At 49.2% G+C, this 17700-nt stretch carries 19 protein-coding genes; 13 read left to right on the forward strand and 6 right to left on the reverse strand.

Annotated elements, in window-relative coordinates:
* Nucleotides 1-46: 46 nt before the first annotated feature.
* From ACVWZ0_RS14555 to ACVWZ0_RS14565, 3 genes are all read right to left on the reverse strand, one after another.
* Nucleotides 47-502 (reverse strand): hypothetical protein, encoded by a 456-nt coding sequence (locus tag ACVWZ0_RS14555; protein WP_253460181.1) that lies wholly within the window; start codon nucleotides 500-502, stop codon nucleotides 47-49.
* Nucleotides 503-567: 65 nt separating this feature from the next.
* The gene (locus tag ACVWZ0_RS14560; protein ID WP_253460179.1) at nucleotides 568-1311 is read right to left on the reverse strand and encodes a phage tail tape measure protein; all 744 of its coding nucleotides are present in this window, start codon (nucleotides 1309-1311) and stop codon (nucleotides 568-570) included.
* A protein-coding gene (locus ACVWZ0_RS14565) for an IS3 family transposase (protein WP_253460177.1) occupies nucleotides 1274-2421 on the reverse strand; the annotation gives its coding sequence in 2 pieces (ribosomal slippage) (nucleotides 1274-2184 and nucleotides 2184-2421; 1149 coding nt in all). The genes ACVWZ0_RS14560 and ACVWZ0_RS14565 overlap by 38 nt, the downstream gene beginning before the upstream one ends.
* Nucleotides 2422-2528: 107 nt before the next feature.
* Here ACVWZ0_RS14565 and ACVWZ0_RS14570 point away from each other — a divergent pair.
* The 6 genes from ACVWZ0_RS14570 to ACVWZ0_RS14595 all read left to right on the forward strand — a co-directional run bounded on the left by ACVWZ0_RS14570 (nucleotide 2529) and on the right by ACVWZ0_RS14595 (nucleotide 5789).
* Entirely contained in the window at nucleotides 2529-2795 is a 267-nt protein-coding gene (locus ACVWZ0_RS14570; protein WP_253460175.1) for a hypothetical protein, read from the forward strand.
* Complete coding sequence (locus ACVWZ0_RS14575; RefSeq protein ID WP_253460173.1) at nucleotides 2783-3415, forward strand: hypothetical protein; 633 nt, start codon at nucleotides 2783-2785, stop codon at nucleotides 3413-3415. Before ACVWZ0_RS14570 ends, ACVWZ0_RS14575 begins: the two co-directional genes overlap by 13 nt.
* Nucleotides 3412-3708 carry a hypothetical protein gene (locus ACVWZ0_RS14580; protein WP_253460171.1) on the forward strand — a complete coding sequence of 99 codons (297 nt, stop codon included), beginning with the start codon at nucleotides 3412-3414 and terminating at the stop codon, nucleotides 3706-3708. Before ACVWZ0_RS14575 ends, ACVWZ0_RS14580 begins: the two co-directional genes overlap by 4 nt.
* A gap of 110 nt (nucleotides 3709-3818) precedes the next feature.
* Nucleotides 3819-4331: a hypothetical protein gene (locus ACVWZ0_RS14585; RefSeq protein ID WP_253460169.1), complete on the forward strand. Its 513-nt coding sequence runs from the start codon at nucleotides 3819-3821 to the stop codon at nucleotides 4329-4331.
* A 177-nt stretch (nucleotides 4332-4508) separates the two neighbouring features.
* Entirely contained in the window at nucleotides 4509-5000 is a 492-nt protein-coding gene (locus tag ACVWZ0_RS14590; RefSeq protein ID WP_253460167.1) for an HNH endonuclease, read from the forward strand.
* A gap of 240 nt (nucleotides 5001-5240) precedes the next feature.
* Entirely contained in the window at nucleotides 5241-5789 is a 549-nt protein-coding gene (locus ACVWZ0_RS14595) for a hypothetical protein (protein WP_253460165.1), read from the forward strand.
* A gap of 213 nt (nucleotides 5790-6002) precedes the next feature.
* Here ACVWZ0_RS14595 and ACVWZ0_RS14600 read toward each other — a convergent pair whose 3' ends face one another.
* Entirely contained in the window at nucleotides 6003-7184 is a 1182-nt protein-coding gene (locus ACVWZ0_RS14600; RefSeq protein WP_253460161.1) for a tyrosine-type recombinase/integrase, read from the reverse strand.
* Between the two features lie 180 nt (nucleotides 7185-7364).
* On the opposite strand from ACVWZ0_RS14600, the gene sbcB reads away from it, so the two are divergent.
* Nucleotides 7365-8792 carry an exodeoxyribonuclease I gene (gene sbcB, locus ACVWZ0_RS14605; protein WP_253460158.1) on the forward strand — a complete coding sequence of 476 codons (1428 nt, stop codon included), beginning with the start codon at nucleotides 7365-7367 and terminating at the stop codon, nucleotides 8790-8792.
* A 94-nt stretch (nucleotides 8793-8886) separates the two neighbouring features.
* Here sbcB and ACVWZ0_RS14610 read toward each other — a convergent pair whose 3' ends face one another.
* Both ACVWZ0_RS14610 and ACVWZ0_RS14615 read right to left on the reverse strand, forming a co-directional pair.
* The gene (locus tag ACVWZ0_RS14610; protein ID WP_253460155.1) at nucleotides 8887-10248 is read right to left on the reverse strand and encodes an APC family permease; all 1362 of its coding nucleotides are present in this window, start codon (nucleotides 10246-10248) and stop codon (nucleotides 8887-8889) included.
* A gap of 379 nt (nucleotides 10249-10627) precedes the next feature.
* Complete coding sequence (locus ACVWZ0_RS14615) at nucleotides 10628-12037, reverse strand: glutamine synthetase family protein (protein ID WP_301289680.1); 1410 nt, start codon at nucleotides 12035-12037, stop codon at nucleotides 10628-10630.
* A 221-nt stretch (nucleotides 12038-12258) separates the two neighbouring features.
* On the opposite strand from ACVWZ0_RS14615, the gene ACVWZ0_RS14620 reads away from it, so the two are divergent.
* The 6 genes from ACVWZ0_RS14620 to ACVWZ0_RS14645 all read left to right on the forward strand — a co-directional run bounded on the left by ACVWZ0_RS14620 (nucleotide 12259) and on the right by ACVWZ0_RS14645 (nucleotide 17269).
* On the forward strand, nucleotides 12259-12462 hold the full coding sequence (locus ACVWZ0_RS14620; RefSeq protein ID WP_253460152.1) for a hypothetical protein: 204 nt from the start codon (nucleotides 12259-12261) through the stop codon (nucleotides 12460-12462).
* A complete protein-coding gene (gene puuR / locus ACVWZ0_RS14625) occupies nucleotides 12459-13013 on the forward strand; it encodes an HTH-type transcriptional regulator PuuR (RefSeq protein ID WP_253460149.1) in 555 nt (184 codons plus the stop codon). The genes ACVWZ0_RS14620 and puuR overlap by 4 nt, the downstream gene beginning before the upstream one ends.
* Nucleotides 13014-13055: 42 nt before the next feature.
* Nucleotides 13056-14333: an NAD(P)/FAD-dependent oxidoreductase gene (locus ACVWZ0_RS14630; protein WP_253460146.1), complete on the forward strand. Its 1278-nt coding sequence runs from the start codon at nucleotides 13056-13058 to the stop codon at nucleotides 14331-14333.
* A 145-nt stretch (nucleotides 14334-14478) separates the two neighbouring features.
* Nucleotides 14479-14841 carry a GtrA family protein gene (locus ACVWZ0_RS14635; RefSeq protein ID WP_253460143.1) on the forward strand — a complete coding sequence of 121 codons (363 nt, stop codon included), beginning with the start codon at nucleotides 14479-14481 and terminating at the stop codon, nucleotides 14839-14841.
* Nucleotides 14841-15755: a glycosyltransferase family 2 protein gene (locus ACVWZ0_RS14640; protein WP_253460141.1), complete on the forward strand. Its 915-nt coding sequence runs from the start codon at nucleotides 14841-14843 to the stop codon at nucleotides 15753-15755. The genes ACVWZ0_RS14635 and ACVWZ0_RS14640 overlap by 1 nt, the downstream gene beginning before the upstream one ends.
* 2 nt (nucleotides 15756-15757) lie before the next feature.
* Nucleotides 15758-17269: a glucosyltransferase domain-containing protein gene (locus ACVWZ0_RS14645; RefSeq protein WP_253460138.1), complete on the forward strand. Its 1512-nt coding sequence runs from the start codon at nucleotides 15758-15760 to the stop codon at nucleotides 17267-17269.
* Nucleotides 17270-17700: the final 431 nt, after the last annotated feature.

The following is a 17700-nucleotide window of genomic DNA, read 5'->3' on the forward strand; positions in this document are numbered from 1 at the left end:
GGCATAAAAAAACCCGCCGAAGCGAGTTGTTCTTTTATAACTTCTGTCAGTCTGGAACAACGACCTTGCATGTAATCTCTTTAACTCCAGAAGTTCCATTTTTGTTAACGCCGACTTTAACTTTTCCGTTTTTCATAACGGTAATGAAGAACTGGCCGCCTGGCATCGTCAGTCCAAAATCAAAACCAACCACTTCATCGGAAGACAGATCATCACCCTTAGTTTTTGCCCCAATCCAGTCAAGCTTGGCGTCATGGCCTTGACCATTTTTGAAAACGTAAACCCCAAGGTTATTGCTGAAATCATAGGTAGCTTTAGTTATCAGGAAGGTTCCGCTCGCTGAAGGGACCGGGCACTCAATAACGAGTTGTTCGCTTAATTGCCCATCACTATCTGCGGCTTTCTTAACTTCATTCACAAAGTTTGCAGTATAAGAATTTTCTTTCGCGTAGGCAGAGAAAACAAAAGTAGTAGCGAGCAACGTAGCCAATAATTTTTGCATGATCCATCACCAGAGATAATTGATATTTAATTTGGTTATTTTACATGCAAACACGGCTGGCGCGACTAGTTATTACCGCTAAAACGATTATAACCAACATCATAAGATAACCATGGGGTAGCGTTACCGGCTGGGCTGGCAACTCGCATTCCTGGAGGAGCATTATCAAAACTGACCTTTAGCTCCCCTGCCTGCAGCCTTCCGGTAACGGATGGTTTATCGAGTCCAACCTTTGGGTTATAGCGGCCATCAGGAATAGGGTTGTCCATGCCCAATAGCTCACGTAGCCGGGGAATGAAACCTTTATAGCCTCGTTCTCGTTCCTGTGATTGCATTTTTCTGGTCAGGAATTCCCCCTTAGACACTCCGGCAGCAGATGAGTCCTTCTCCAAATCCTGCAATTGCTTCAGCAATGAAATAGCAATGCCTATCGTAATCGTCATTGCACCCATACGCCCGATCTTGCCCAATAAACCCGATAGCGAGCCAGCGAGCGTCACAGCCTGCTGAAGAGAACCAATAGTTTTAATGGCAAACGAACCAGCCATCACCATGCCAATACCTTCAATAACAGTCTGCCATCCACCCATTTCCTGAGCGACCTTGTCTACCTCTGACCAAACCTGTTTTACAACCGGGCCAATCTGATCCCAGTTGTTGATAATCAACAGCGCGCCAGCTGCTAATGCAGTGATCGCCAGTTTAGCTGGTGAAAGGTTTATTACGGCATTAAGTATTTTAAAAGCACGGGAGTGAATCGCCACGGATAATCTAGACACTTCCGAGCCGTTGATAATACTGGTTTTCATATTCTATCGGTGACATTTGATCGCTAGAACCATGCCGACGCTTACTGTTATAAAACATTTCGATGTAATCAAAAATATCGCTGCGGGCTTCTTCCCGCGTTCCGTAGATCTTTTTCTTTATCCGTTCGCGTTTCAACAACTGGAAAAAGCTTTCTGCAACCGCATTATCATGGCAGTTACCGCGACGGCTCATGCTGCCCTCCAGGCCGTGTGATTTCAGGAACGACTGCCACTCATGGCTTGTGTACTGACTGCCCTGATCCGAATGAACCAGCACCTGTTTTTGGGGATTACGCCGCCATACAGCCATCAGCAGTGCGTTCAGGACAATGTCCTTTGTCATCCGGGATTGCATGGACCAGCCGATAATTTTGCGTGAGAACAGATCAACAACCACGGCAAGATACAGCCAGCCTTCGTGGGTCCTGATGTAGGTTATGTCCGTTACCCAACGCTCATCCGGAGCATCCGGATTGAACTGTCGCTGGAGCCTGTTGGGCGACACGATACTGGCCTCGCCTTTACGTGCCCGCGGGCTCCGGTATCCGACCTGAGCCTTTATCCCGACACGTTTCATCAGTCGCCAGACTCTGTTCACTCCGCACTGTTGCCCGCTGTCCCGCAGATCCAAATGGATCTTGCGATAACCATAGACGCATCCCGATTCCAGCCAGAACTGTTTAATCTGTCCTGTCAGTCCCAGGTCTGCCTGATGGCGTGGTGAATGCGGCTGCTGAAGCCAGGCGTAAAAACCACTGGGATGAACATCCAGCACCCGACAGAGCAGGCGAACAGGCCAGCAACAGGTGTTGTCACGGATAAAGGCGTACCTCAGTCGGACAGCTTTGCGAAGTACGCCGCGGCTTTTTTTAATATGTCCCGTTCGTCGGTAACCCGCTTCAGCTCTTTCTGGAGACGGCGGATCTCGGCCTGAGCATCTGACTGTTCTTTATTAGTGGAAGAATCCGGACCGTACTTCTTTATCCATGCGTAAAGGCTGTGGGTAGTGATATCGAGACGTGTTGCAACGCTGGAAACAGAATGGCCACGATCGACAACCTGTTTGACTGCTTCAATTTTAAACTCTTCTGGATAACGCTTACCGCTCATGGGCACCTCTCTTTCAGCCATCTTAAATGACTCTGAGGTGTCTGTTAAACCCGTGGCGATTCAAAGAGTTAGCTGATAGTGAGCACAAAACAGCAGTCAAAAACGTTATGCTGCAAGACCAGATTTATGAATTTAAGCAGCAGGTGAACGAGCTGGCGGGGGAAAATTTGGCGATGCTGCGACTTCTCACTGACATCACCGAAAATCATGAGGAATGTACGCATGATGATCAGATGTACGCGCTAATCCCACTTGAATATGTATCGGAGATAAATAGTCACGTTGCTCGTGATGTTGAAGGGGAAAACCCGTTTAAAGCAACCGACGCCATCAGCGCGCACTACTGGCCGCAGAGGCAGAGATGGATCGGCTAAAGGCACAGGTGAAAAATAGGACACAGCAAAAAGCAAAGAACGGTGTAAAAGTCGGGGACACCTACATGGCACCTGGAGGGAATCTTTTCACTGTGGCCTCACTTAACGATGTGCTGGCTACCGCAACAAACGGCGAGCGGCTTCGTTGCTGGTTTCTGAAGCACAAATGCGATAAACAGGAAGTCAGCCCACGCCCGGCAGTGCTTCCGCCGGAAAAGGGCCTGGGAGAAGAATTCAAGGCTTATGATTGGGCCAAAAGAGCGTTAGCGCGGGCGAAAGTGGAGGGGTATAACGAGTGTCGCGCCGACGCCTTGGAACTTGGCTGCCCGCCGCAGGTAGCGCCGGATTACTTTGCGGGAATTGTTACGTCAGCGGTAGAAGCGGCACAAAAAGCGATGGTTAAGTTTCCACAGCCTAATTACGTACTTTTGAAAGTGGCAGAAGAGGCTGGCGAAGTGGTTCAGGCTGGCGTTCATTACGCGGAAGGCCGGGAAACATGGGCAGCCCTGGAGGGCGAGGTTGTACAAACAATCGCAATGCTTTATCGCCTGATAACGGAAGGCGATCATGTTAACGGTGTAATCCCACCCAAAGTCGCTGGCGGGGAGATTGCAGAATGACTACAGAAGAAAAGGCGAGGCTAATTAATCTTTGCGAGTCGTCAATATTGGCTCACCAGCAATACGGTGATGAAAGTGATGAAAAAAAGGTTTATCAGATAGCCCTGACCTCCCTGACCGCAGAGCCGGTTGCTGTTCCAGAGGGATGGCGGCTTGTGCCGTTAGAGCCGACAGTAGAAATGATTAATGCAGCACAAAGCTCAACGGCATGGGACAGAGTGGATTTCTGGGAAGGATTCTATGATGACAAGGCGGCATATCAGGCCATGCTCGCCGCAGCCCCCACCCCATGATAGCCATCAACCTCGCATTCATAGCCCTGATAGCGTGGGCTGTGTGGAAAGATTGAAGCCGCCAAGCTATTATCCAAAATTGTACTAATTATTAATTTTGAGGAGATAGAGTGAGCTGGCATCATGAGGATTATATAGGCTTTATTTCAGCTGTTGGCGGCCTCGCTTCAGCGGTATTTGCTTGGCTATCAACCAGGCAAGCCAGATTAGCTACGCAGATTTCAAAGAAAACGATTGAAGAGTCGATTCGGCAAAACAATAATCTTCAGTTAAAGGATGAACTTTATCGTTTAGCTGAAAGAAGTAACACCGTAATCAATGAGGATTCTTTAGTCAGGGAAAATTATGCCAGCCTTGTTGAAATGGCGACGGCATTAACTCTTGCTCGTCAAGCCTTAGAAGAATCAACATTGGAAATAAAAGACAAAAAAGAGTTAGCTTCTTTTTTTAGAAGGCATTTGCGCCCAGGTATAGTTGGCGAAATAAAAAAGCCAAATTCTTTAATGAAAGTGCCAGATGCATTCACAAATGATATATTAAGACAGCAATATAGGGATGCACAAATATTCCTTAGCATCCACAATCCAACACACATACCTGACCCAAACATAGCAGGTAAATAGTTAATAAAACCACCAAAGCGGTGGTTTTTTTACGTCCAAATTGCCGGATCCGCCGTCGCCGGTTTGCCGCAACGGGGATTGCGGCGAGAAGTCGCAGCCAGGCACCAGCTATTGCTCACCGGAGTGCCGGGAAGATGCGGAAAGGCTGGCGCGGGCTGAACAACAAAGGAGAGTGATATGACTGAAGAAGAACTGAAGGCTTTGCTGCACTACGATGCGGAAACTGGATTTTTCACATGGAAGACGAATCGCCAAGGTACTGCGCGTGCCGGGAGAATAGCTGGGAACCTTTGCAATAATGGATATTTGACGATTCAGATAAAAGGAAAGAACTATAGGGCTCACCGCTTAGCCTTCCTTTTCATGACAGGCGAGTTTCCGACAGATATGTGTGATCACATCAACGGAATCCGTGATGATAATCGCTGGGTTAACTTACGCCAAGCTACGCGCGCAGAAAATAACCAAAACAGGTCGATTAGCTCGGCCAATACATCAGGTGTCAAAGGCGTTTGCTGGGATAAATTTGCGAGAAAATGGCAAGCGCAAATATGCATTAACAGTAAGAATGCACACCTCGGATATTTCACCACCCTCGCTGCAGCAGAGTTAGCTGTGCAAGAAGCTCGAATTAAGCTGCACGGTGAATTTTCGAATCACGGGAATTAGGTATTGAATCGGAAGAGCAATGTCACCTGTACAAGAGAATGCTATTCGGTCTGTCGCTCGCGCTTGCCGGGCTGAAATCCTCAATTCTATTGCTGACAAGCCAAAGTCAGAGCGTGACCAAATTGCGTCGCACCTTTTAGACAAATACACAAAACTAATCACCGCGCTGCCGCCAGGCAGATACCCGGCCAGACAATGGCTGGTCTACTTCGTGCGCGTGGTGGATAAGGAGATGAAAGCATGACTTTAGCGACTGGCGACAAGCTTACACCCGAAACATTCGCCGATTTTGTAAGCCGCCTTAAATACCACTGCGAGGGAGAGGGAGTCAGCGAACATTGTACTGCTGATGCGATTTTTATCGTTGAACGCAGGCGGCTGGTGAGCGGCATTGACACCGACTATACGGATCAGTTGATGATTTATTGCGACGATAATCACTGGTTCAGTATCCAGGAATACTGGGATGATCTGGACTATGAATCACGGGTTGAACTTAATAAAAAATCGCAGGACTGGTGCGATAAGCAATTCATGAAGGCCGAAGACCGGGATCGGTGGTATCTGGTCGGTGAATTGGATGACCATACCGTGACCGGCTACCAATGGGAATGGGAGTACGTTAATAGCCATTTCACCCGCGAAGCAGCAGAAGCCTTCATCGCCCGCAAAAAACATGATTACCGTGATGGTCTGCGTGTGTACGTGGACGCCAATATTTATTGCTGGGAATTCAACGCCATTAAACAGGCCCTGATAAAAGGTGACTTAATTCTCCGTCAGCACTAATCACCCTCCCCACATCATCGCAAAAAATAAACGAGGTCAATATGGCAGATACAACTCTGATCAAAGAGGATGAAGTTATGGAGAAACTCCATGTCTCATCTCGCACCACTATGTGGAAATACTGCAAATTACACAATTTTCCGCAGCCAGTCCGTACACGCCCAAAAGCTTACCTGCGCTCAGCGTTTGAGGACTGGCTTATCAACGGCGGTGTTAACCAGAAAGCTTCTTGACGTGCCAGAACAGCTTATCAGCGTGCAGCTCGTACGCCTTCATTTGATCATCCAGCCAGTCGTGCTTGTTATAAACCGCCATTACCCCACCAAGCTCATGCCCCAGCATCCTTTCAGTGACGTGCGGGGCAATGCCTTCCTCAGATAAGCGCGTGACCAGGGTTCGCCTGAAGTCATGCGCGCGCCAGTAATTTAAATCCATTCCTTCTCTGACTCGCTGAATGTATCGATTCGCCGCCGCTATGGTGATCGGCTTTTTTATGTCGGCGCCAGGGAAAAGTATCGTGTCATAGGTTAACATCGCTTTTTCTAACAGTGGCTTTATTTGCTCGAAGATGGGTCGCCTGATGATGTTCCCCATCTTGCTGTGTTCCTTGGGTACGCTCCAGACAAGTTCGTTCATATCAAACTCAGAACGCTCAGCCAGGCGAAGCTCAGAGACACGCGCCCCCCAAAGCATCAACATTTGGTGCAGAAGCTTATTTGAGGTGGCGGCTCGGCTTCTTTCTATCGCGATCCAGATATGAGCCAGCTCTGTATAAGTGAGCACCCTGCTCCCTGTCTCAGCTCGCACACCAACATCCTTAGGTGAGATACGCATAATTGAGCAGTTATCGATAACTTGGCGACGGATACACCAGCTTATTGCCGATCGCATTTGTGCCAACAGTTGCCGCGCACGACGGGGATTTTCTCTTTCCTGCTTCGCGAACAGATCAACCCACTGCTTAACTGAGATATCTGATATGGGACGCCCGGGGAAAGCCCCATGCAAGTTTTTCAGCAGAGTTGATTCATACAGGGTTTGCGTCTTAGGCCTGAGGGCCACTTTAACGTAATTATCGTGCCAGTAATCCAGGCAGTCGGCTACGGTCATGCTCCTATCGCCGGACTCCTTCTCAAAGAAGAAACGCGGGTCTTTGCCGCTGTCATACATAACGCGCAGGTCGGCAGTAATTGCCCTGGCGTCTTTCAGGCTTACAGCTGGGTATCGGCCTAGTCCAAGACGCTGAGCTTTGCCGTTCCATCTGTAACGGTATTGAAAGGTGATCACGCCCTTTGGCGAGATGCGTGCGCCGAGCCCATCGGCGTCTGCCACTTCTGGACTTCCTGAATATGGTTTACCATGTATAGAGCGGAGTTTAGTATCGCTGAGGGCCATAATAATATTCTGTACGCGTGGTTTCAGGGATTCTGTACCAACTTTGTACGCAATATTGCATGGACTAAAGCGAACATCAATAATCAAAAGTGAACACTAATAAACGTAGAGGGCCGAAACATCAAGGTTTGATACTGCGTTTTCAGGAAGTTAACAAACAGAAGTGAACCGAGATAAACAGTGAAAAACGAAAGCAATCAACCTACGTTCCTTTTCCACGACTACGAAACTTTCGGGAAAAGCCCATCGCTGGACCGCCCTGCGCAGTTTGCCGGCATCCGCACCGATATGGATTTTAACATTATTGGCGAACCGGAAGTGTTCTACTGCCAGCCTGCAGACGACTATCTGCCGCAGCCGGAAGCCGTGATGATCACCGGCATTACGCCGCAGCTGGCGAAAGCCAAAGGCATGAACGAGGCCGCTTTCACCCAGCGTATTCACCAGCTGTTTAGCGAGCCCAATACCTGCATCGTCGGCTATAACAATATCCGTTTCGACGACGAGGTCACGCGCAATCTGCTCTACCGCAACTTTTACGATCCTTACGGCTGGAGCTGGCAGAACGGCAACAGCCGCTGGGATTTGCTGGACGTGATGCGCGCCTGCTACGCGCTGAGGCCGGAAGGTATCGAGTGGCCGGAAAATGACGACGGCTTTCCCAGCTTTCGCCTGGAACATCTGACCAAAGCCAACGGCGTGGCGCACGAAAACGCGCACGATGCGATGTCCGATGTTTACGCAACCATCGCTATGGCAAAGCTGGTAAAAGAGAAGCAGCCGCGCCTGTATGATTTTCTGTTCAGCCATCGCAACAAGCAGAAAATTATGACGCTTATCGATATTCCGCAGATGAAGCCGCTGATGCACATCTCCGGCATGTTTGGCGCCCAGCGCGGCAATACCAGCTGGATCGCCCCGCTCGCCTGGCATCCCACCAATAAAAACGCGCTGATTACCTGCGATCTGGCCCAGGATATTTCTCCGCTCCTGGCGCTGGATGCCGATGCGCTGCGTGAGAGACTCTACACGCGCCGGGAAGATTTGGGCGATGCCGCCCCCGTACCGATCAAGCTGGTGCATATCAATAAATGTCCGGTCGTCGCACCGGCCAATACGTTACGCCCGGAAGATGCGGAGCGTCTGGGGATCGATCGTCAGCGCTGCCTGGATAATCTGGCGCTGCTGCGTCAGCACCCGGAGGCGCGTGAAAAAGTGGTGGCGCTCTATGCAGAAGCGGAGCCGTTTGTGGCTTCTGACGATGTGGACGCCCAGCTCTACGACGGCTTTTTCAGCGACGCCGATCGCAGCGCCATGAATATTATCCGGCAAACGACGCCGGAAAACCTGCCCGCGCTGGATCTGACCTTTAACGATAAGCGTATTGAGAAGCTGCTGTTCCGCTTTCGGGCGCGCAACTTCCCCGGCACGCTGGATGAGGCCGAGCAAAAGCGCTGGTTGCAGCATCGCCGTGAGGCGCTCAGCCCGGAACGCGTGCAGAACTATGTGCAGGAGCTGGAGATGCTGTTTAATCAGTACGACGGCGATAAGGCGAAGATGACGCAGCTGAAAGCGCTGTTTGATTACGCTCGCGAACTGGTTTCCTGATTTTTCGGCTACGGGCAGCGGCAATTAAAAAGGGCGCGGTTCACAGAACCGCGCCCTTCTTTTTAGCCCATCACCACGCTAAATGCGGGCTGGGTTACATCGGCTCTTCGGTGTACTGCGGCACCGGTTTGCGGAAGCGCTGCGTCACCACGGCCAGATAGACCAGGCCAATTGCGCCCCAGACCAGGCCGAGGATCATCGAGCTTTCTTCCAGATTGATCCACAGCGCGCCCACCGTCAGCGCGCCGCACAGCGGCAGCAGCAGGAAGTTGATGTTGTCCTTCAGCGTCTTGTTGCGCCCTTCACGGATCCAGAACTGCGAGATCACCGAAAGGTTAACAAAGGTAAAGGCCACCAGCGCGCCGAAGTTGATCAACGCCGTCGCCGTCACCAGGTCGAAGGTAATGGCGGAAAGCGCGATAGCGCCTACCAACAATACGTTCAGCGCTGGCGTATGCAGCTTCGGATGAATATAGCCGAAGAAGCGCTCCGGGAACACGCCGTCACGCCCCATCACATACATCAAACGGGAAACGCCCGCGTGCGCCGCCATGCCGGAAGCCAGCACGGTGATGCAGGAGAAAATCAGAATGCCGAACTGGAAGGTTTTACCCGCCACGTAGAGCATGATTTCCGGCTGCGACGCGTCCGGATCTTTAAAGCGCGAGATATCCGGGAAATAAAGCTGCAGGAAGTAAGAAACCACGATAAAGATCACGCCGCCAATCAGGGCGGTCAAAAAGATCGCTTTCGGGATCACTCGACCCGCATCCTTGGTTTCTTCCGACAGCGAACTGATGCCGTCAAAGCCCAGGAACGAGAAGCACAGAATGGTCGCGCCGGTGATCATAGGCACCACGTGCGCCTGCTCAGACCAGAACGGCTTGCTGCTGGTCAGGGTGCCGGCCCCTTCGCCATGGGACACGCCGTAAATTACCATACCGGTAATCGCCACCATGACCGCCATTTGCAGCACCACGATAATACTGTTGAAATTGGCGACGGTTTTAATGCCCTTGAGGTTAGAAAGGGTCATAAAACCAACCAGCAGCACCACGAATATCCATGACGGGACACCCGGCACCAGCGCTTCAAAATAGATTTTCGCCAGCAGGATATTGATCATCGGCATGATCAGGTAATCCAGCAGCGAGGACCAGCCCACCATAAAGCCGACGTGCGGGCTGATGGCTTTTTGGGCATAGGTATAGGCCGAGCCGGCAGACGGAAAGCGGCGAACCAGCTTGCCGTAGCTCAGCGCAGTAAACAGGATCGCGATTAACGCGAAGGCGTAGGCGGTTGCTACGTGACCGTCTGTGAGGCCGGAAACGATGCCGAACGTATCGAACAGGGTCATTGGCTGCATATAAGCCAGGCCCATCATCACTACAGGCATCAGAGTCAGCGTTTTTTTCAGGTGCGCGCGCGGCGCGGCGGTCTGGGAATTATGCGACATGATTCAGCCTCCCCATAGCATCAACCTTTCTGGGTTGAACCACAGGGAAACTTCGCTTTATGCGAGCGTTGTTCTGATTTGGGAAGGTAAAGCAGGCAGGCGTGAAGGTGACGGCTGCCGCTGCGCCGTAGTCGTCGCGCAGATGTTTACCGGCTGCGGCCGGCGTAATGAAGTGTTGCCCCATCTTTATTTCCTCAAAAACACTGTCAGTGTGTATCAGTCCGGCTGAGCCGGCCTCTTTGGCTTCGTTTTTTTGTGCAAAAAAAATAACCGGCGCGTTAAGCGTCGGTTATTCATTTACAGTCCGTATATTTTGCCAGGCTGTAAGACAGAATACAAGTTTTTAAAGCCTTTCTGCGCCATTTCTTTACAGGAAACGTCAGGCATTTTTCAACATCCAGTCGATTTCGGTGGCGGTGATCAGCCGTTCAAAATGCATTAGTTCATGATGTTTGCAGCTGTGCCAGACAAACCCAAAGCGCTCGCCCAGCAGCTTTTGCAGCGGAGAGCTTTGGGCAAATTCGTCCAGCGCATCGCTTTGCCTGATCGGCAACGGTCTGCCGTCGGCTTCATGGCCGTTGCCGGTAATGGCCGACGGCAGCGGCAGCTGATTATCGATGCCGTGCAGAATGCCCGCCAGCACCGCGGCGACCACCAGATAAGGATTGGCATCCGCGCCTGCCACGCGGTACTCCACGCGATGGTTTTCCGCTTCGCCACAGGGAATACGCAACGCTACCGTACGGTTGTTGTGCCCCCAGGATGCCTGTAGAGGCACAAAGGCTTCCGGTAAAAAGCGACGATAGGCATTAACGTTAGGCGCCAGCAACGCCATGGAGGCGGGCATCAGATCGATCATCCCGGCCAGCGCTCGCTTCAGCAGGGGCGAATCGCTGCCGTCATCGGTGATAAAGGCGTTATGATCGGCGGCGTCCAGCAGGCTGATATGAACGTGCATTCCGCTACCGGCCCAGGCCTCGTAGGGTTTTGCCATAAAGGTAGCGTTCATCCCGTGATTTTCTGCCACCTGACGGATTAGCCGCTTCAGCTGCACGGCATGATCGCAGGCGCTGAGCACGTTGCGGGTATGGCGCAGATTGATTTCAAACTGGCCTGGCGAGGCTTCCGCCAGCGCGCCGTCGGCCGGAATACCCTGCAGTCTGGCCAGCCTGTCGATATCATTGAGCACGGCGGCAAAACAGTCGAGATTATCAACCGAATAAACCTGGCTTTGCCGGTTACGATCGTCGCTGCCCGGCGAGCACGGCGGCTGAATTGCGCCTTCCGCATCGCGTTTTTTATCGACGAGATAGAACTCCAGCTCTACCGCTACCACCGGAAATAACCCCCGATTGCGCAACTGCTGCCAAAGGTGATTCAGGACATTCCGGGGTTCAACGTCAAAGGGAGTACCATCTTGATTACGCATGGTCAGCAAAAGCTGCGCCAGGCGCTGCGGATCGGTTGCGGAGGGAGTCAGCGTGCCTTCGACAGGAAAGCAGATATTATCCGGTTCACCCAGCGCCTGGCCAAGTCCGGCCTCTTCCACCGTGTTGCCGAGAATATCCATGGCATAGACGGAAGCGGGAAAATAACAGCCTTTTTCCAGCCTGAGCAAACTGCCGATCGGGAGGCGTTTGCCGCGAAAAACACCGTTTAAATCATTAAGCAGAACATCAACATGCTGTGTTTCAGGATAGCGTTCCAGATAAGTTTCTACTTCAAGCTGGAACGCGCTGGTTCGCTCGCCGTGCCGCGTAAAATCTTCCACTTCGACGATATTGGTCATGATGCCACCCGCCTTCGCTCAGTCTGATGTTTGCGCGCCGCTCAAAATAAGCGCCGCCTTCTTAACATAGCGTCAACTATTCAGCGCGGCAAATGTTATGACAGAGTTTATTTTCCAGGCAAAATCTTTTGCATATTGCCTTGCAGAGTGCCAGATTGGCTGGATAAGGCACGGATCCGTCCTGCCTTTCCGCGCTCACTAAAACCGGACGGAGAGTTGGGATGGGCATTATTTCGAACAACCCCTTGATTGACGTAATAATGTATCAGGCAAGCCTCAGCAAACAGGCCCTGACGACGGCGCTTCCCGATGCCTGCCCGGCATGGCAAAACCCAACCGGGTATGCTGGCTTTGACCTTAAGGAAGACTATTTATTAACGCCTTTACGTGCGTTTTTTCGGCAGCAAAAGGAAACCCGTCGATGAGCGATATTTCTCTGGCCCCCGGCCGCCGCCTGGCTGAAATCCGCCAGCAGCAGGGCCTGTCGCAGCGGCGCGTGGCCGAGCTTTCCGGCCTGACGCACAGCGCCATCAGCACTATCGAGCAGGACAAGGTCAGTCCCGCCGTCGGTACATTACAGAAGCTGTTAAAAGTTTATGGCCTCTCCCTTTCCGAATTCTTTTCCGAGCCGGTCCAGCCTGCCAGGCCAAAGGTGGTAATAGAGGCAAATGAGCTGATTGATATTGGCAGCCAGGGGGTCTCGCTGCGGTTGATCCATAACGGCAGCCCCGAGCGGACGCTGGCGATGATGTTAGAAACCTATGAATCCGGCGCGACAACCGAAAAAATTCGTCATCAGGGTGAAGAGATCGGTACGCTGCTGGAAGGCGAAATCACCTTAACCGTCGACGGCCAGCGCTATCAGCTTCGGGCTGGCCAAAGCTACGTTATCGATACCGGCCATCCCCACAGCTTTAATAACACCTCTGCGCAGCCCTGCCGGATCGTCAGCGCGCATACCCCAACCACCTTTTGATCGCCAGTTGACGCCGCTTCGCGCTTTTTGTTGGAGAAAGCTATGGAACATGTGCAGAGCTATTACGCCGCTACGGCCAATCCTCATGACCGCTGGCCGCGGCTGACGGATGATATTCTCTGCGACGTCTGCATCATCGGCGGCGGTTTTACCGGCCTTTCCTCGGCGCTCTACCTTACCGAAGCGGGTTATGACGTGGTGGTGTTGGAAGCGGCCAGGGTTGGCTTTGGTGCCAGCGGCCGCAACGGCGGGCAGGTGGTTAACTCCTACAGCCGTGATATTGACGTTATTGAGCGCCGCTACGGCAAAGAAAGCGCACGACTGCTGGGCAGCATGATGTTTGAAGGCGCAGCGACGATCCGCGACCGTATCGATCGCTACGCCATTAGCTGCGACTACCGGCCCGGCGGCGTTTTTGCCGCGCTTAACAGCCGTCAGTTTAGCCATTTAAAGCAGCAGCACCAACGCTGGCAGCACTATGGCAATCATCAGCTGGAGCTGCTGGACGAGCTGGGCATCCGGCGTAAAATCGCCAGCGAACGCTATGTCGGCGGCCTGCTGGATCGTAGCGGCGGTCATCTGCATCCTCTGAATCTTGCGCTGGGCGAAGCGGAGGCGATTCGCCGTCACGGCGGCAGGATTTATGAAGAGTCAGAGGCGACCGCCGTGACCTACGGCACGCCGCATCGCGTCAGGACGGCTCAGGGTAGCGTATTGGCAAAATACGTTATTTTTGCCGGTAATGCCTATCTGGCGCCGCAGCTGGAACCCAGACTGGCGAGCAAGAGCCTGCCCTGTAGCTCGCAGATCGTCGTCACGGAACCGCTCTCACGCGATAAGGCGCTGGCGCTGCTGCCGGACAACTACTGTGTAGAAGACCGTAACTATCTGTTGGATTACTATCGCCTGACGGCCGACAACCGCCTGCTGTATGGCGGCGGCGTGAGCTATGGCGCGCGCGAGCCGGGCAACATCCACGAGCTGATCCGGCCCAGACTGCTAAAGACCTTTCCACAGCTGGAAGGAATAAAATTTGATTATGCCTGGAGCGGGAACTTTTTGCTGACGCTGTCCCGTATGCCGCAGATCGGCAGGCTGGAAAACGGCGTTTACTATATGCAGGGCGACAGCGGGCACGGCGTGACCTGGACGCATCTGGCAGGCAAACTGGTTTGTGAAGCGTTGCAGGGCGAGCCAAAACGCTTCGATGCGTTCGCCCGCCTGCCGCATCTGCCTTTCCCGGGCGGTCGCCGTCTGCGCGCGCCTCTGACGGCGCTGGGCGCCGCCTGGTATGCGCTGAGGGACAGATTGGGGGTTTAAAGTTTTTACCTATGCTCATGGATGCTATACGGAAAATAAACCCACTATGATTAATCATGATATAATATTTTCACGTTAGTAGTCCCTTTGCTTATCTCTTTGTAAATGTTAAGATTGTCATAATTTTTAAAAAAAGAATGCTATTATGTGGAAATTATTTGCAAAATATATGTCTGTTGGCATAGTTAACACGCTGCTCCATTGGATTAGCTTCTCATTTTTTGTTTATGTTCTCGCCTGCTCACAATCCTTTGCTAACTTATTGGCGTTCTTTATTGCTGTAAGCTTTAGTTTCATTGCTAATGCAAGATGGACTTTTAAAAGCGAAGCGACAAAAAAACGCTATTTTTTATTTGTCATTTTTATGGGAACACTGGCATGGCTAACTGGCCATATTGCTGACAAATTAAATCTTCCGCTAATAGTTACGCTTATTACTTTCTCGTTTATCAGTCTTACCACCGGGTTTATCTACTCCAAATTAGTGGTGTATAGGGGGGGGTTTTAATGAAAATATCGCTAATCGTGCCTGTATATAATGAAGAGGAAGCTATACCTATTTTTTATAGCACAGTAAAAAGGGAACTAACGCAATATATACTAGAGATCATTTTCATCAATGACGGGAGCACGGATAGCACCAGTGTTATTGCACAGGAATTAGCTGCCCAGGACGATGCTGTCCGTTTAATTAATTTCACCCGTAATTTTGGTAAAGAACCTGCCCTTTTTGCAGGGCTTGAATATGCTACGGGCGATGCTGTAATACCTGTTGATGTCGATTTACAGGATCCTATATCAGTTATTCCAAAACTTATTGAAAAATGGCAAAGCGGCGCAGATGTTGTTTTGGCTAAAAGAATAGATCGCAGTTCTGATGGCCATCTGAAAAGAAAGACAGCTGAATGGTTCTACCGCCTGCATAATAAAATAAGCACACCAAAGATAGAGGAAAACGTTGGTGATTTCCGCCTGCTTTCACGGGAAATCGTGGATAACATTAAGCAACTAGAGGAACGAAACCTTTTTATGAAAGGCATCCTGAGTTGGGTTGGGGGAAAAACAGCTATTGTTGAGTATGTCAGAGAAGAACGAGTAGCAGGCGTTACTAAGTTTAACGGCTGGAAACTATGGAATCTTGCTTTAGAAGGTATCACCTCCTTTTCCACATTCCCTTTGCGTGTTTGGACATATTTAGGCCTGTTAGTTGCTGCCCTTTCCTTTTTATATGGTTCATGGATGATAATTGAAAAAATTATCTGGGGGAATTCGGTCAGGGGTTATCCTTCTATTATGGTTTCAATCCTTTTTCTCGGTGGAGTTCAACTTATTGGTATTGGTGTGCTAGGTGAATATATAGGTCGAATCTATACAGAGGTAAAAAGAAGACCGAAATATATTAAATCAAAAGGTAAAAATTAAAAATGTTGTACTTAAAAGAATTAATCTCAAAAAGCTTCTCCATTAGAAAAGATTTTAACAAGGTATTTTACATAAGCTTAGGCATAATAATATTATATATCCTACCTCTTATTGTATCTGAACATTATTATTCTGACGACCTTGTTCATTCAATGGTTGGTGTAACAGGTTGGTTATCTAATGGCCGTCCCCTTTCGGTATTGACGTTTAAGATTATGATGGCTGGTGGCCTTTTTAATGATATTTCACCACTACCACAGTTACTGGCTGCGGTAATAATGGCGATTACAATTAGCTGTTTGTCAGGTAAAATTGATGACAGCCGGATTTTTATTCCCCTGTTTACTTTTCTGCCTCTTGCCATCTCTCCCTACTACCTGGAAAACTGGTCATATAAGTATGATTCATTAACAATGTCTCTTTCTGTTTTTCTGGCCACTCTTCCGTTTCTCCTTAACGAGGGTAATTCATTTCTAAAAAAGACAATCCTTACAACCTTTTTGTTATTTTCCTCTTTATGCTTCTATCAGGCAGCCTTAAACATATTCATTAGCCTTTCTATTTTATTCTTCCTGTTAAATATCAATAATGGGAAAACTATAAAAGCATTAGAGCAAATAAAGTATCAGCTCATCGCTTACTTACTGGCAAACATCATGTATATTTTAATCATCAAAAAGTTTGTAATTTATGGTGAATATAATATAACACATGGCGAAATTGCAACCAGTAACCTGAATTTAATCTTATCAACGATAATAAGAAACCATCATCTACTAGGTGAGATATTCCTTAGCGCTTTTATAGGTAATTTATGGGTATTCTTTTTACCTTTTGCTATCATAGCCCCCGCAGCTATAGCTATTATTTTCAAGAAAATACTATCTCAAAATATATCATTTATATCAAAGATCATCTCTTGCATCATTATTTCCCTGTCTCCTTTCTTATTGTACATGGCTGTATATGGACCAATGCTATTGCTAATTAATCCTATAACTTCTGCAAGAACTCTGTTAGGAGCATCAGGATTAATGTGTGGCATCTTTACATTATCGTTTATCCTCCTCAAAAAACATCCCAAAGCACAGTTTTGGATTTTACTTCCTGTTTTTGGCCTGTTTACGTTAGCGTATTCTTTATATAATGCACAGAAAACCACAGAAAAATTTGAAGTATCTTTAATTACTCGTATTCAAAGTGACTTTTCCAGTCATAATATGAATGATATACAGAATATAAGTATACTTGGTAATGCACCTACCAGTTATCAATCTGATCTTGCGGAGAAAAACTTCCCAATTATAAAATTCCTTAACTCTAATAATATTGGACAAGATTTACTCTGGGGAAATGTACAGCTAAATCAATACTATTTTGACAAAAACTATTTACCTTCGGAAACCGGCAGATCAAAAATATGCACTTTGAAAAAAATCTCTTCTAATAGAATTTATTCACTTTATAGAAATGAAAATTTTGCCGTAATTGACTTCAGCCATACGAAATGTTAATTGATAAAAGCGGGTATTCCCGCTTTTATTTTAATAATTCATTCATTGTTCTACAAAATCATTATGAAAATTCTTTTCTTAATGATCAGTATCATTATTGCGGCAACAGGAGCTTATAAAAATATGATTACCCTCGATTATCATATACATTCTGTGCCGCTCTTCTTTGTGAATCTCAGCGGCGTCAGGATTGGCTGGTAAATTACTGTCAGATGAAGATGTCCAGGATGTTACCGGCACGGAAAGCTGCGGAACACCTGTCAAGCTTCCTGGCAAATTATACAACCAGGTTTCCGTTTCTTTTGTCAATCTATCCTTTAGCGTACAGAATTAATATGCTTGTCTTCGCTGACTTTGCATTGCTGCTGTTATAATGCAAGCTAAGCCAATCTCCATACCCTGACTATCTTGCCTTTCCTAATTGACCTTTC

It is taken from the genome of Erwinia sp. TECH1 (assembly GCF_054057575.1).

Coding starts and splice junctions, on each gene's coding strand:
- ACVWZ0_RS14555 (WP_253460181.1), bottom strand. CDS start 502: ATGCAAAAATTATTGGCTACGTTGCTCGCTACTACTTTTGTTTTCTCT.
- ACVWZ0_RS14560 (WP_253460179.1), bottom strand. CDS start 1,311: ATGAAAACCAGTATTATCAACGGCTCGGAAGTGTCTAGATTATCCGTG.
- ACVWZ0_RS14570 (WP_253460175.1), top strand. CDS start 2,529: ATGCTGCAAGACCAGATTTATGAATTTAAGCAGCAGGTGAACGAGCTG.
- ACVWZ0_RS14575 (WP_253460173.1), top strand. CDS start 2,783: ATGGATCGGCTAAAGGCACAGGTGAAAAATAGGACACAGCAAAAAGCA.
- ACVWZ0_RS14580 (WP_253460171.1), top strand. CDS start 3,412: ATGACTACAGAAGAAAAGGCGAGGCTAATTAATCTTTGCGAGTCGTCA.
- ACVWZ0_RS14590 (WP_253460167.1), top strand. CDS start 4,509: ATGACTGAAGAAGAACTGAAGGCTTTGCTGCACTACGATGCGGAAACT.
- ACVWZ0_RS14595 (WP_253460165.1), top strand. CDS start 5,241: ATGACTTTAGCGACTGGCGACAAGCTTACACCCGAAACATTCGCCGAT.
- ACVWZ0_RS14600 (WP_253460161.1), bottom strand. CDS start 7,184: ATGGCCCTCAGCGATACTAAACTCCGCTCTATACATGGTAAACCATAT.
- ACVWZ0_RS14610 (WP_253460155.1), bottom strand. CDS start 10,248: ATGTCGCATAATTCCCAGACCGCCGCGCCGCGCGCGCACCTGAAAAAA.
- ACVWZ0_RS14615 (WP_301289680.1), bottom strand. CDS start 12,037: ATGACCAATATCGTCGAAGTGGAAGATTTTACGCGGCACGGCGAGCGA.
- ACVWZ0_RS14620 (WP_253460152.1), top strand. CDS start 12,259: ATGGGCATTATTTCGAACAACCCCTTGATTGACGTAATAATGTATCAG.
- puuR (WP_253460149.1), top strand. CDS start 12,459: ATGAGCGATATTTCTCTGGCCCCCGGCCGCCGCCTGGCTGAAATCCGC.
- ACVWZ0_RS14630 (WP_253460146.1), top strand. CDS start 13,056: ATGGAACATGTGCAGAGCTATTACGCCGCTACGGCCAATCCTCATGAC.
- ACVWZ0_RS14635 (WP_253460143.1), top strand. CDS start 14,479: ATGTGGAAATTATTTGCAAAATATATGTCTGTTGGCATAGTTAACACG.
- ACVWZ0_RS14640 (WP_253460141.1), top strand. CDS start 14,841: ATGAAAATATCGCTAATCGTGCCTGTATATAATGAAGAGGAAGCTATA.
- ACVWZ0_RS14645 (WP_253460138.1), top strand. CDS start 15,758: ATGTTGTACTTAAAAGAATTAATCTCAAAAAGCTTCTCCATTAGAAAA.